This is a genomic window from Kitasatospora sp. NPDC056446, assembly GCF_042796115.1.
GTDB lineage: Bacteria > Actinomycetota > Actinomycetes > Streptomycetales > Streptomycetaceae > Kitasatospora.
Genome location: NZ_JBHTRF010000050.1, coordinates 1 through 12,312 on the forward strand (window position 1 = coordinate 1; position 12,312 = coordinate 12,312).

General features: G+C 73.6%; 13 protein-coding genes. 4 read left to right on the forward strand and 9 right to left on the reverse strand.

What is annotated here, in order from left to right:
- Nucleotides 1-306: 306 nt before the first annotated feature.
- Nucleotides 307-1,074, reverse strand: a complete 768-nt coding sequence (gene map, locus ACFQ6N_RS26905) for a type I methionyl aminopeptidase (protein WP_380654082.1) — start codon at nt 1,072-1,074, stop codon at nt 307-309.
- 215 nt (nt 1,075-1,289) lie between these two features.
- Between map and ACFQ6N_RS26910 the strand changes: the two genes are divergently transcribed.
- A complete protein-coding gene (locus tag ACFQ6N_RS26910) occupies nt 1,290-1,772 on the forward strand; it encodes a hypothetical protein (protein WP_380654085.1) in 483 nt (160 codons plus the stop codon).
- A gap of 98 nt (nt 1,773-1,870) precedes the next feature.
- Nucleotides 1,871-2,149 (forward strand): helix-turn-helix domain-containing protein, encoded by a 279-nt coding sequence (locus ACFQ6N_RS26915; RefSeq protein ID WP_380654088.1) that lies wholly within the window; start codon nt 1,871-1,873, stop codon nt 2,147-2,149.
- An 84-nt stretch (nt 2,150-2,233) separates the two neighbouring features.
- Here ACFQ6N_RS26915 and ACFQ6N_RS26920 read toward each other — a convergent pair whose 3' ends face one another.
- From ACFQ6N_RS26920 to ACFQ6N_RS26930, 3 genes are all read right to left on the reverse strand, one after another.
- Entirely contained in the window at nt 2,234-3,622 is a 1,389-nt protein-coding gene (locus ACFQ6N_RS26920) for an ABC transporter substrate-binding protein (RefSeq protein WP_380654091.1), read from the reverse strand.
- Between the two features lie 76 nt (nt 3,623-3,698).
- Nucleotides 3,699-4,604: a carbohydrate ABC transporter permease gene (locus ACFQ6N_RS26925; protein ID WP_380654093.1), complete on the reverse strand. Its 906-nt coding sequence runs from the start codon at nt 4,602-4,604 to the stop codon at nt 3,699-3,701.
- Entirely contained in the window at nt 4,601-5,539 is a 939-nt protein-coding gene (locus ACFQ6N_RS26930; RefSeq protein WP_380654096.1) for a carbohydrate ABC transporter permease, read from the reverse strand. The genes ACFQ6N_RS26925 and ACFQ6N_RS26930 overlap by 4 nt, the downstream gene beginning before the upstream one ends.
- 238 nt (nt 5,540-5,777) lie before the next feature.
- Here ACFQ6N_RS26930 and ACFQ6N_RS26935 point away from each other — a divergent pair, with 238 nt between their 5' ends.
- Nucleotides 5,778-6,395: an SMI1/KNR4 family protein gene (locus ACFQ6N_RS26935; RefSeq protein WP_380654099.1), complete on the forward strand. Its 618-nt coding sequence runs from the start codon at nt 5,778-5,780 to the stop codon at nt 6,393-6,395.
- Nucleotides 6,396-6,451: 56 nt separating this feature from the next.
- Here the strand turns inward: ACFQ6N_RS26935 and ACFQ6N_RS26940 are convergent, their stop codons facing one another.
- The 3 genes from ACFQ6N_RS26940 to ACFQ6N_RS26950 all read right to left on the reverse strand — a co-directional run bounded on the left by ACFQ6N_RS26940 (nt 6,452) and on the right by ACFQ6N_RS26950 (nt 9,327).
- A complete protein-coding gene (locus ACFQ6N_RS26940) occupies nt 6,452-7,213 on the reverse strand; it encodes an SDR family NAD(P)-dependent oxidoreductase (RefSeq protein ID WP_380654102.1) in 762 nt (253 codons plus the stop codon).
- Nucleotides 7,210-8,607 (reverse strand): MFS transporter, encoded by a 1,398-nt coding sequence (locus ACFQ6N_RS26945; RefSeq protein ID WP_380654105.1) that lies wholly within the window; start codon nt 8,605-8,607, stop codon nt 7,210-7,212. The genes ACFQ6N_RS26940 and ACFQ6N_RS26945 overlap by 4 nt, the downstream gene beginning before the upstream one ends.
- A gap of 132 nt (nt 8,608-8,739) precedes the next feature.
- Nucleotides 8,740-9,327 (reverse strand): TetR/AcrR family transcriptional regulator, encoded by a 588-nt coding sequence (locus tag ACFQ6N_RS26950; RefSeq protein WP_380654108.1) that lies wholly within the window; start codon nt 9,325-9,327, stop codon nt 8,740-8,742.
- Nucleotides 9,328-9,477: 150 nt separating this feature from the next.
- Between ACFQ6N_RS26950 and ACFQ6N_RS26955 the strand changes: the two genes are divergently transcribed.
- Nucleotides 9,478-9,951 (forward strand): DoxX family protein, encoded by a 474-nt coding sequence (locus ACFQ6N_RS26955; protein ID WP_380654111.1) that lies wholly within the window; start codon nt 9,478-9,480, stop codon nt 9,949-9,951.
- A gap of 2 nt (nt 9,952-9,953) precedes the next feature.
- On the opposite strand, the gene ACFQ6N_RS26960 is transcribed toward ACFQ6N_RS26955, so the two are convergent.
- Complete coding sequence (locus tag ACFQ6N_RS26960) at nt 9,954-10,250, reverse strand: MTH1187 family thiamine-binding protein (RefSeq protein ID WP_380654113.1); 297 nt, start codon at nt 10,248-10,250, stop codon at nt 9,954-9,956.
- 93 nt (nt 10,251-10,343) lie between these two features.
- Entirely contained in the window at nt 10,344-11,825 is a 1,482-nt protein-coding gene (locus ACFQ6N_RS26965; protein WP_380654217.1) for a SulP family inorganic anion transporter, read from the reverse strand.
- Nucleotides 11,826-12,312: the final 487 nt, after the last annotated feature.

Below are 12,312 nucleotides of genomic sequence, written 5' to 3' on the forward strand. Positions count from 1 at the left end.
CCGACCCGAAGCCCTACGTGTGGACCAAGACCGCCGACGAGATCCTCGAACGCCTCGCCGGATATCTGAAGCGAATTCCCGACTCAGGACACTAGGGCGTGTCTGACAATTCGCGTCGGATCAGCGGGCGGCGTTGGGGTGCGTGCATCGCAAGGCGGAGGAGGGAGTCCATGCGGAGCATCGGCGACTGACGACAACGCGGCGAGGTGCGTGCCCCGGCGTCGCACGCCCGGCGGGAATTGTCAGACACGCCCTGTCGGGCTGCCCGGAAGGCGGCAACGGGCGCCCGGGGCGGGTGCGGGACGGTCAGCGCAGGGTGAGGATGCGCGGTCCGTCCTCGGTGATGGCGACGGTGTGCTCCAGGTGGCTGGCGCGTGAGCCGTCGGTGGTGCGCAGGGTCCAGCCGTCCGGGTCGGTGTCGTAGTCGTCCCGGCCGCCGGCCGTGAGCATCGGCTCGATGGCCAGCACCAGGCCCGGGCGCAGCGGGTAACCCCGGCCCGGGCGGCCGGTGTTGGACACGTGCGGGTCCTCGTGCATGCTGCGGCCGATGCCGTGGCCGCCGAAGCCCTCCGGCGTGCCGTACCGGCCGGCGCGGATGACCCCGCCGATGGCGTGGGCGATGTCGCCGGTCCGGTTGCCGACCACGGCGGCCGCGATGCCGGCCTCCAGGGCGCGCCGGTTGGCGTCGATCAGCGCGGTGTCCTCGGGACGGGCGGTGCCGACGGTGAAGCTCACGGCCGCGTCGCCGGCCCAACCGTCCAGGATGGCGCCGCAGTCGATGCTGACCAGGTCGCCGTCGCGCAGCCGGTAGCCGTTCGGGATGCCGTGCACGATGGCGTCGTTGACGGAGGCACAGATGACGGCGGGGAAGGGGACGGGCGCGAAGGACGGGCGGTAGCCCAGGAACGGCGAGGTCGCCCCGGCCGCCTTGAGCACGCCCCGCGCCACCTCGTCCAGCTCCGTCAGGCCGACGCCCACCGCCGCCGCTTCCCGCACGGCGGCCAGCGCGTCCGCGACCACTCGCCCGGCCTCGCGCATCGCGGCGAGGGCGGCGTCCGACTTGATTTCGACCATGGTGAACCACTCCCCTGGATCCAATTCTTATACCGGTATTTGTATCACGCTCGTTGGTGGACGAGCATCATCCGCTCCGCCGGGCGGGAAACGGGGGCGCAGGAGGGGACGGCGGCGGCGCCCGCGGCCGACCAGGGAATACGTGGCGCCCGAGGGGTCCGTGATCCGCTAGTGTTCGGCGGCGCAATCCGATGATCTGACCATGAGGAATCCACGTGACGACCCCGCCGACCACCCCCGTCGACGAGACCCCCAAGCCTGCCGAGCCGCTCGCCCAGGAGCCCGCAGGCACCGAACCCCCCGCCCCCGCCGGGCCCACGCGGCTGCGCCGGATCGCCACCCGCGTGGGGGGCCCGCTCCTCCTGGTCGCGCTGATGTCCGGAGGCCTGCTGGTCTCCAACTACATGAGCAAGTCCGAGCCCGAGGCCGCCAAGGCCGGCGACTGCGTGCACGACCTCGGCGGCAGCGGCTCCAAGCCCAAGATGGAGCTGGTGGCCTGCACCAAGCCCACCGCGGACTTCAAGGTCACCAAGGTCGTCCACGACGGCGACGCCAAGCACGCGTGCGACACGGAGCCGGAGGACGTCTTCGGCTCCTACAGCGAGGAGCGCCGGAGCACCGTCGTCATCCTCTGCCTGGCCCTGAACGCCGACCGCCCGGGCGGCCCGGCGGAGCTCCCGAACTGGCCCGCGCAGTAGGACGGGCCGCGGACCGGCCGCCCGGGCCCGTCCGGTGGGCCCCGGCGGACCCGGCCGACCCGGCGGGGATCCGCGGGACACCCACTACACTCGGCGCCATGGTGAGGACTCCGCTGACCCCGTGGGAGCGCGAGCGCGGGGAGCGCTTCGGCGCGCTGCTGCGCGAGGCGCGTGGCGAGCGCAGCATGGTCGAGGTGGCGGCGGTGGCCGGCGTCTCGGCGGAGACGCTGCGCAAGATCGAGACCGGCCGGGCGCCGACGCCGTCGTTCTTCACCATCGTGGCACTGGCCTTCGCACTCGACCTCTCCTTGGACGAGCTGGCCGGCGCCTGCGCGCTGCCGGCGGACGGTGAGCACCCCGAGGCGCTCTCGGCGTGACGGACGACGGCCCGCCCCGCGCGTGCTGCGCGGGGCGGGCCGTCGTCACGGCCGCACCGGGGCCGTACCGGAGGGCGGGGCGGGTCAGCCGACCGAGCTGTTGTAGCTCTCGATCGCCGGCTGGAGCTCCTTGGCCGCGTCGGCCAGGGCCTGCTGGGCGGGCTTGCTGCCGGCGATGGTCTGCTCGATCGCGGTCTCCACGCCCTTGCGGGCCTGGGGCATCACGCCGAGCAGGCAGCCGGCGGTGGCCGGGGTGGGCTTGGTGGCCTTCAGCTGGTCGATGGCGGTCTGGAACTGCGGGTACTTGGCCACCCACTCCTTGTCCTTGGGGTCGTCCAGGGACTTCGTGTTGACCGGGAAGTAGCCGGTGCCGGTGTGCCAGACGGCCTGCTGCTCGGGGGCCGCCACGAACTTCTCGAACTCCCAGGCGGCGCGCTTCTCGGCGTCCGAGTGGCCGGGGCCGCTGATCCACAGCGAGGCGCCGCCGATCACCGGGCCGCCCTGGTCGGCGGCGGTGACCTTCGGGAAGGCCGCGGTGCCGACGGTGAACTTCGCCGCCTCGGTGTAGCCGCGCAGCACACCGGTGGACTCCAGGTGCATCGCGACCGTACCGGCCTTGAAGGCGGCCTGGGCGTCGTCGGTGGTGCGGCCGGTGTTGGCCGCGTAGCCGCCCTTGACCAGGTCGGCCCACCACTGGACGATCTGCGCGCCCTGGGCGGAGTCGAACACGACCTTGCCCGCCTTGTTGCCGCGGCCGTTGTCGTTGTCGCAGTACATCGTGCCGGACTCGGCCAGCAGCTGCTCGACGAACCAGCCGTAGATGGCGGCACCGAAGCCGTACCGGACGGTCTTGCCGTCGGCGTCCTTCTTGGTCAGCTTCTTCGCCAGCTCGCCCAGCTCGTTGAGGTCCTTGGGCGGCTGGGCCGGGTCGAGGCCGGCCTCCTTGAAGGCGTCGCTGTTCAGGTAGAGCAGCGGCATCGAGGAGTTGAACGGCATCGACTGGAGCTTGCCGCCGACCGAGTAGTAGTTGCGGATGTTGGCGTCCAGGTCGTCCAGCGCGTAGCCGTCCTTGTCCGCGAAGGCCTGGGCGGGGACGGCCTGCTTGGAGTCGATCATGAACCGGGTGCCGATGTCGTAGACCTGCACCAGGGCGGGGGTGCCCTTCTGCTGCACCGAGGCCTTGTACTTGGTGACCAGCTCGTCGTACTTGCCCTGGAACTGCGGCTTGACCTCGATCTTGCCCTGGTGCGCGGCGTTGAACTGGTTGACCAGCCCGGTGAGCACCTCGGCGTTCTTGCCGGTCATCGAGTGCCAGAACTCGACCGAGGTGACACCGGAGGCCTGGTCGAGCGCCTGGGCGCCGGGCGCGGCGGCGTCGGAGGAGCCGCCGGAGGCCGAGCCGGAGCCGCCGGAGCTACAGGCGGTCAGGGACAGGCCGGCCACCATCAGGGCCGCGAGCGCGCGTGCACTCATCTTCACGAGGGTTCTCTCTTTCGGGAGGAAGGGCCGGATCCGGGAGGACGGACCGGCGGGCCGGCGCACCGGCGGGTCAGCGCACCGCGCCCGCGGTCAGCCCGCGGACGATGAAGCGCTGGCCGAAGACGACCAGGGCGAGGGTGGGCAGCAGGGAGAGCACGACGCCGGCCAGGATCAGCCCGGGGTCGGCCATCTCCGAGTCGCGCAGCGAGGTGAGACCGATCTGGAGGGTCTGCATGTTCGCCGTGCGGGTGATGATCAGCGGCCAGAAGTACTGGTTCCAGGCCGACAGGAAGACGTAGATCGACAGCGCCGCGAGCGCGGGCTTGTTGAGTGGGACGACGATCCGCCACAGGAAGCGCCAGTGGCCGGCGCCGTCGATCCGGGCGGCGTCGCGCAGTTCGCCCGGCAACTGGCGGAAGGCCTGCCGCAGCATGAAGGTGCCGAAGCCGGAGGCGAGGAAGGGCAGCACCAGGCCGAAGTAGGTGTTGCCGAGCCCCCAGCCGGACAGCGTCAGGTAGTTGGGGATGATGATGGCCTCCCACGGGACCATCAGCGTCGCCAGGAACACCCCGAACACCGCGGCCCGCGCCTTCAGCGGCAGGAAGACGAAGGCGTACGCGGCCAGGATCGAGGTGAACAGCTGGGCCGCGGTGATGGCGGTGGCCACGATCGCCGAGTTGGCGTACTGGCGGACCAGCGGGATCGCGTCCACGGCGCCGGAGAAGTTCCGGCCGGTGACCGAGTGCGGCACCAGCGCGGGCGGGTAGGAGGAGAGTTCGGACGGTCCCATGAAGGCGCCGGCGACCGCGTAGTACACCGGGAAGGCCACGGTCACGACGGCGACGGCGAGCAGCAGGTAGACGGCGGCCCGGCCGAGCAGGTCGCGCGGGGAGCGCCCGGCGAGGACGCGGGTGCGCGGGCGGGGGCGGGGCGCCTCGGCCCGGGCCTCGTCGTCCGTGGTGGCGAGAGTACTCACGCGTAGTGCACCTTCCGCTCCAGGACGCCGAACTGGACGGCCGTGCAGGCGAGGACGACCACGAGCAGCACCACGGCCTGGGCACTGGCCGTGCCGAAGTCGCTGGAGCCGTAGGCGAAGGCCTTCTCGTAGACGGAGTAGACGAGGGTCCGGGTGGAGCCGTCCGGCCCGCCCTTGGTGAGGATGTGGATCTGACCGAAGCTCTGCAGCGCGTGGACGGTGGAGACCACGGTCAGGAAGAACAGGTTCGGACCGAGCATCGGGACGGTGATCGAGCGGGCCAGCCGCAGGCCGGACGCGCCGTCGATCCGGGCCGCCTCGACGACCTCCCCCGGGATCGAGCCGATGCCCGCGGAGAGCACCAGCACGTTGTAGCCGAGGTTCATCCACACCGTGGTGACGGCCACCGACAGCAGCGCGTACCGGGAGTCGGTCAGCCAGCCGACCGGGCCGAGTCCGACCTGCGACAACAGGCCGTTGAGCACCCCGCTGGCGGGGTTGAAGAACACCGCGAAGACCACGGAGGCACTGGCCACCGAGAAGGCGAAGGGCAGCGCGAAGGCGGAGCGCAGCAGCCGCACGCCCCGGATCCGGTTCTCCAGCAGCAGCACCAGCACCAGCGCGCCGAGCACTCCCGGCACCACGGTGATCAGGGTGAACAGCCCCGTGGTGACGAGGGTGCGGCCGAAGTCGGCGGAGGTCAGCAGGTCGGTGTAGTGCTTCATCCCGACGTAGCGGGAGGGTGCTCCGAAGAGGTCGTTGGCGTGTCCGCTCAGGTAGATCGTCCGACCCAGCGGGTAGCCGATGAAGAGGACGAAGACCACCAGGGAGGGGAGCAGGAAGGCCCAGGCCAACCCGTGTTCGCCCCAGCGCCCCCGCCGCTGCGGTGGTGGGCGGCGGCCCGCGAGGGGCCCGGTGTGCGGTGCGGTCGGCATCTTTCGCGCGTCCGCCTTTCGTGATGTCGGTTCCGGCCGAAACCGTGTCTTGCCCACACGACGCGGCGGAAACCTCCCGGTGATCAACGAGTGTCACCGGGATTACGCGTTCGCGTCAGATTCGGCCGATCGTGCCCGGACGGGCTCCCTGCCGGGCTGCCACGGGGTTCACCGGGCTGTCGGAGGGGTGCCGTACGGTGCGCGGGTGGACGAAACGGGATTCGACATACGGGCCGCAATGGCCGAAACCTTGCACAGCCGTGCGGGCGCCTGGACGCTCGTCCGGGGCTTCGCCGCGTACTGGGGCGAGCCGCTGGGGCCGGCGGACGGCTTCTCGGACGAGGAGCTCGACGCGGCCGAGCGGCGGCTCGGGCTGCGGCTGCCGGCGGCGCTGCGCGAGACGTACCGGCTGTTCGGCCGGCGCGCGGACCTGACCAGCAACCAGGACGTGCTGCTGACGCCGGACGAGCTGTTCCTGATGGACGGCGCCCTGGTCTACCGGGAGGAGAACCAGGGCTGCGCGCACTGGGGCGTCCTGCTGGCGGACCTCGGCCGGGAGGACCCGCCGACGGTGGTCCGGCCGGACCTGGCGGACAAGTCGCAGGAGCGGTGGGAGCCCTGGGAGGAGCGCTTCTCGACGGCGGCCGCGGTGATGGCGATGACGGAGAAGCTGATGGAGGACGACGATCTGATCGTCTTCATGGAGGACGACGAGCTGCCCGACGGGCTGGCCGAGTTGCCCCCGCTCGGCCGCGACTGCCGCTGGTTCGCCGGGCCGGACGTGCTGGTCCTGGTGGTCGAGGGCGCCTTCATGAACGCCCGGGCGCGCACCGAGGAAGCGTTGGACGCGCTGTAGCCGCGGGCGGCTCAACGGCTGAACCCCGTGCAGCCGTTGAGCCGTCCCCAGCCGGGTCAGGCGCTGGAGCCGCCGTCCAGCACCAGGTCGGAGCCGACGGTGTAGCCCGCCTCGTCCGAGGCGAGGTAGAGCACGGCGGCGGCGATCTCCTCCACCGCGCCCGCCCGGCCGACCGGGACCTCGGACCTCATCCGCTCGCTCTTGTCGGCGGCGTTCTCGCCGGGGCGGCTGGACATCGGGGTGTCCACCGCGCCGGGGCTCACCGTGTTGATCCGCACGCCCTCGGCGATGTGGTCGAGGGCGGCGGTGCGGGTCAGCGCGGTGACGGCGGCCTTGCTGGCGAGGTAGGCCGCGGCGCCGCGGACCCGCCGGTGGACGCCCAGGTTGGAGGAGACGTTGACGATCGCGCCGCCGCCGTGCGCCCGCATGTGGCCGATCTGGTGCTTCATCGCGAGCAGGGTGCCGGTGACGTTGACGTCGAACACCCAGCGCCACTCGGCCTCGTCGATGTCGGCGACCGGGCCGGCGGCACCGAACACCCCGGCGTTGTTGACGGCGACGTCCAGGCCGCCGAACCGCTCGACGGCCTCGCGGACCAGCCGGGCGGCGTCCTCGCCCTTCGTCACGTCACCGGTCAGCACGACCGCCTTGCCGCCGGCCTGCTCGATCAGCTCGACGGTCTCGGCGAGCGGGGCGGCGCTGCGGCCGGCGACCGCGACCCGGGCGCCCTCCCGGGCGAAGGCGAGCGCGATGGCCCGGCCGATGCCGCTGCCGCCGCCGGTGACCAGGACGGACTTGTCGGCGAAACGCGTGGTCATGAGGTGGACTCCTTGATTCGAGTGGTGCGCTCTGGTGCGTCGGTGGTGGTTCGGGGGAGGGCGGCGACCGCCACGGCGGTGAGTGCCAGCCCCACGGCCGCTGCCGCGAAGGCCACGGCGTAGCCGCCGACGACGCTCGGGCGGGTGGCGGCGAGCGCCATCAGGGCGGCCAGGCCCCCGGTGGGGCCGAGTTCCATGGCCGTGTTGAACACGCCCGCGGCCAGGCCGGTCCGTTCGGGGGCCACCCCGCCGGTGGCGAGGACGGCCGCTCCGGCGAATGCCGCGGCGGCCCCGGCGGGCAGCAGGAGCAGTCCGGGCAGCAGCCCCAGCGGGTACCCGCTGTCGGGGGCGAGCCCGGCCAGCAGGCCGAGTCCGCCGCCCGCCGCGGCGAGGCCGCCCGCGGTGACCGGCCCCGGCCCGTACCGGACGGTCAGCGGGCCGGCCAGGCGGCCGGACAGCAGCAGGGCGGCCGCGTAGGGCAGGAAGGCGGCGGAGGTGGCGGCGGCGCTCCAGCCGCGCTGCTGCTGGAGGTAGAGCGAGAGCAGGACGAAGGTCAGCGCGGTGCCGGCGGCCGTCACCATGACGGTGGCGAGCGCGGTGGCACGGCGCCGGTCGGCGAGGAACCCGGGCGGCAGCAGCGGGTCGGCGGCGCGCCGTTCGGCGGCGGCGAAGGCGAGCAGCAGGACGAGCCCGGCGAGCAGCGGTCCGTACACCTCGGGGTCGGCCCAGCCGTGCTCGGTGGACGCCACCAGGGCGTAACTCGCCGCGCAGATACCGGCGGTGGCGAGGGCCGCACCGCGCAGGTCCAGGGCCGGGCGGCGCCCGGCGGGCTCCGCGGAGGGCAGCGAGCGGGAGCGGGCGAGGCCGGCCAGGGCGACCAGGACGGGCACCGCGAACAGCCAGCGCCAGGACACCACGGCGGCGACCGCGCCGGACAGCACGCTGCCGGCGGTGGCGCCGAGCACCGAGAGACCGCCCCAGGTGGCCATCGCCCGCCGGTAGTCGGCGGCCGCGGGGTACAGCACCCGCACCACCGCGACCGCCGCCGGGGCGGCGAGGGCCGCGCCGGCGCCCTGGAGGAGGCGGCTCGCGAGCAGGACCGGGTAGCCGGGCGCCAGAGCGCAGGCGATGGAGGCGGCGCCGAGCACCGCGAGGCCCGTCCGCAGGACCCGGCGCCCACCGTGACGGTCGGTCAGCCGACCGCCGAGGAGCAGCAGGGAGCTGAAGGTGAGCCCGTAGGAGGCGCTCAGCAGCAGCACCCCGGACGGGCCGAGCCCGAACTCCCGGGCCACCAGCGGCAACGGCACGGTGAGGATCGTGATCGTGAAGACCAGCACCGCCTGTACGACGCCCAGCAGTGCGAATCCGAACCGACTCCCCGTGGCGACACTCATGACAAACCCCCTCCCCCTTTTAAGAACGCTCGGTCCAGAATAAGGACAGCAAAGGACCCTCGCCCGACCCTGTCGGCCGGGCGCCGGTTCGGCCGTCCATGGCGGTTCGGCCGTCCTCGGCGGGCCCGGCCGTCAGCCCGGCCCCAGCAGCAGCAGCGCCTGCTCGGCGGCGTCCCCCACCCGGGCCGCGCCGTCGGCGGTCTTGCCCATCACCCGCATGCCCTGCATCAGCACCATCAGCATCCGGGCGAGCGCCCGGGGCTCCCGCTCGGCGGGCAGTTCGCCCTGCGCCCCGGCGCGCACCAGGGCGGCGGTCAGCACCGCCTCCAGATGGGCCAGGCTGGCGCCCACCCGGCGGGCCGCCGAGGTGTCGTGCGGGGCGAGCTCGACGGCGGTGTTGGTGACGAAGCAGCCGCGCTCCCGACCCTCCCCGGCCGACTCCGCCGCGTACCGGCGCACCATCGCCCGCACGGCCGGCAGGACCGGACCGGGCTGGGACAGTTCGGCCAGCAGCACCGGGTCGGTCTGCTCGGCGTACCGCTCCAGCGCGCGCAGGTACAGCTCGTGCTTGCTGCCGAAGGTCGCGTAGATGCTGGCCCGGGCGATGCCCAGCCCTTCGACCAGGTCGGCCATCGAGGTGGCCTCGTAGCCGCGCTGCCAGAACAGCTCCAGGGCCGCCTGCAGCGCCGCGTCCGGGTCGAATTCCTTCGTTCGCGCCATGTCGCAGACCCTAGCCCTTTCGGGAACGATCGGTCAAGAAAGGCCGATCATTGGTCCAGACCGGTTATCTGACGGAGCATTGCCAAGTGGACTAGACCAAGGCTACCCTTGCCGCCCCATCCCTCCTTACCCCCACAGGAGGAGTCCCCCATGTCCGCACCCGTCCCCAACAACCCCCGCCAGGCGGCCGAGGCCGCCAGGCCCCTGGTCCTGACAGCCTTTCGGATCGTCGTCGGCCTGCTCTTCGCCTGCCACGGCGCCGCCGCGCTCTTCGGCGTCCTCGGCGGCACCAAGGGCGGCGGCACCGTCCCGCTCGGCCAGTGGCCCGGCTGGTGGGCCGCACTGATCCAACTGGTCGGCGGCATCCTGGTCCTGCTCGGCGCCGGCACCAGGACGGCCGCCCTGCTCTGCTCCGGCTCGATGGCCTACGCCTACTTCACCGTCCACCAGGAGCACGCACTGCTGCCGCTGCAGAACGGCGGCGAGGCCTCGGTCATGTTCTGCTGGGCCTTCCTGGCCATCGCCGCGCTCGGCTCCGGCCCGTTCGCCCTGGACCGGCTGCTCGCCCGCCGGCCCGCGGCCGGGGCGGTCGAACCGGCCGCCCAGCCGACCTCGACGGGCTGACCTCAGCCCGTCGCGAGGTGCCGTTCCACCGAGGCGACCTTGGCGGTGAGGCCGTCGGTGACCCCGGCCCGGTCGTCGATCTTGATGACCGTGCTGACCCGGTCGCTGTAGCGCTTCACCGCCTCGACCGCCTCCCGGATCACCGGCATCACCTCGTCCCACTCCCCCTCGATGCTGGTGAACATCGCGTCCGTGCGGTTCGGCAGCCCGCTCGCCCGGACCACCCGGACGGCGGCGGCCACCGCCTCCCCCACGTCCTCGCCGATCCCCAGCGGGGTCACCGAAAAGGCTGCGATCACGGCTCTGCGCTCCTTGCGTCGACGGCACTGGTCACCGGCCCGGACCTTCCCGGACCGGCGACCAGGCTAGGCCCTGCTTCGCCCGCGAGCCGCTCAGGCCACCGAGGGCAGCGGCGGTTCGACCGCCAGGGACGCGGTGGAGCGGGCCCGGTGCTGGGCGGCCCAGGAGGCGAGGGCGACCGCGCAGGCGTGGTCCAGGTGGCGCAGCCCGGACCAGTCCAGCTCCACCGCCCGGTCGGCCGGCAGGCGTTCCAGGGTGTCCAGCAGCCGGGGCAGCCGCAGGAAGGTGGCGTTGCCGCTCAGCCGCACCCGGTGCAGGGCCTCGCCGGACGGCAGCACCTGCTCCTCCACCAGGATCTGCAGGTGCGAGGTCTGCCAGGCGGACTTGACCACCGCCAGGCCGATGCCGATCAGCACCCCCTCGAACAGGTCGGTGGCGATGATCGCGACCGCCGTCACCACGAGGATCAGCGCCTCCCCCCGGTGGCCGCGGCAGAGTGCGGCGATCCGGCGCAGCGGGACGAGCTTGGCGCCGGCGTGGACCAGGACGGCGGCGAGCGCGGTGAGCGGGACCAGCCCGAGCGCGCCGGGCAGCAGCGCCGTGAACAGCAGCAGCCAGCAGCCGTGCAGGACGCGGGAGGCCTTGGTCCGGGCACCGGCCTGGACGTTGGTCGCGCTGCGGACGATCACCGCGGTCATCGGCAGCGCGCCGAGCAGTCCGCAGACGGTGTTGCCGATGCCCTGGGCGGTGAGTTCGCGGTCGTAGTCGGTGCGCGGGCCGTGGTGCATCCGGTCGACGGCGGCGGCGCTGAACAGCGTCTCGGCCGAGGCGATCAGGGTGAAGGCGACGACCGTGCCGATCCCGGCGGTGCCGGCCAGCGCGCCGAGCGAGGCGCGGTCGGGCAGTTGCACGACGTCGAGCAGGTCGGCCACCCGGACCCGGGCCACCGGCAGGTCGGCGGCGGCGGTGACGGCGGCGGCCAGTCCGACGGCGGCCAGCGGCGCGGGGACGGCCCGGGCGGCGCGCTCCGGCAGGTACGTCCAGCCGACCAGCACCAGCAGGGTGCCCAGGCCGAGGGCGACCGCGCTCGGGGTGGCGGCGGCGGTGAGGACGTCCTTGAACAGGGCGGGCAGTCCGGCGATCTTCTCCGGTCCGGTCGCGGGGGCGCGGCGGTCGGCGAGCGCGTAGAGCTGGCCGAACACCAGGGTCAGGCCGATGCCGGCCAGCATGCCGTGCACCACCGAGGCGGACATCGCCCGGAACCAGCGGCCGAGCCGCAGGAGGCCCATCAGCAGTTGCAGCAGGCCGGTGCCGAGCACCAGCAGGCCGAGCGCGCCGACGCCGAACTCCCGGACGGCGTCGGCGACCAGGACGGTCAGCCCGGCGGCGGGGCCGCTGACCTGGAGGCTGCTGCCGGGCAGGGCGCCGACCACCAGGCCGCCGACGATGCCGGTGACCAGCCCGAGTTCGGCCGGGACGCCGGAGGCGACGGCCACCCCGACGCAGAGCGGCAGGGCCACCAGGAACACCACCAGCGAGGCGGGCAGGTCGTGGCGCCAGGGGACGGCGCGCAGGACGGCGGTCGGCGGCCGGAACGGGGACCGGGGCCGGCCCGGCGGGGCGTCCTTCCGGGGGCGACCCGGCGGGCCCTCGCTCCGGTGGGGCGGCCGGGTCACCCGGTCACCGCCGGGGTGCGGGTGGGGGCGGGGGTAGGGGTGAGGGTGGGCGTGGGGGTGAGGGTGGGGGTACAGCAGCGCACGGGGACGCTCCTTCCGCGCGCCCGCCGCTGCGGGCACGCCGTTGCGGTGCGGGGCAGGGTGCGGCATCGGGCAGGGTGGACTGCGGGGCTGGGCAGGGCGGTGCGCGGCCCGGTGCGGGCCAGGGGTGCGACGTGGGGAAGGGACCCCGGCACGGCGGTGGCAGCGCCGGCGGTGGTGGTGGCAGCGGCGACGGCGGCGCGGCCGCACGTCCGGGCGGACCCGCTCCCCCAAACCCCCCTGCCGCGGCCTCAGTTGGACGTCACGGGCCCGGCGTGGCACCGACGGTACCCAGGGTGGCAGG

Excerpts from the sequence above, each read along its gene's own strand:
- map (WP_380654082.1), bottom strand. The coding sequence starts at position 1,074 with ATGGTCGAAATCAAGTCGGACGCCGCCCTCGCCGCGATGCGCGAGGCC.
- ACFQ6N_RS26915 (WP_380654088.1), top strand. The coding sequence starts at position 1,871 with ATGGTGAGGACTCCGCTGACCCCGTGGGAGCGCGAGCGCGGGGAGCGC.
- ACFQ6N_RS26920 (WP_380654091.1), bottom strand. The coding sequence starts at position 3,622 with ATGAGTGCACGCGCGCTCGCGGCCCTGATGGTGGCCGGCCTGTCCCTG.
- ACFQ6N_RS26930 (WP_380654096.1), bottom strand. The coding sequence starts at position 5,539 with ATGCCGACCGCACCGCACACCGGGCCCCTCGCGGGCCGCCGCCCACCA.
- ACFQ6N_RS26935 (WP_380654099.1), top strand. The coding sequence starts at position 5,778 with ATGGCCGAAACCTTGCACAGCCGTGCGGGCGCCTGGACGCTCGTCCGG.
- ACFQ6N_RS26940 (WP_380654102.1), bottom strand. The coding sequence starts at position 7,213 with ATGACCACGCGTTTCGCCGACAAGTCCGTCCTGGTCACCGGCGGCGGC.
- ACFQ6N_RS26945 (WP_380654105.1), bottom strand. The coding sequence starts at position 8,607 with ATGAGTGTCGCCACGGGGAGTCGGTTCGGATTCGCACTGCTGGGCGTC.
- ACFQ6N_RS26950 (WP_380654108.1), bottom strand. The coding sequence starts at position 9,327 with ATGGCGCGAACGAAGGAATTCGACCCGGACGCGGCGCTGCAGGCGGCC.
- ACFQ6N_RS26955 (WP_380654111.1), top strand. The coding sequence starts at position 9,478 with ATGTCCGCACCCGTCCCCAACAACCCCCGCCAGGCGGCCGAGGCCGCC.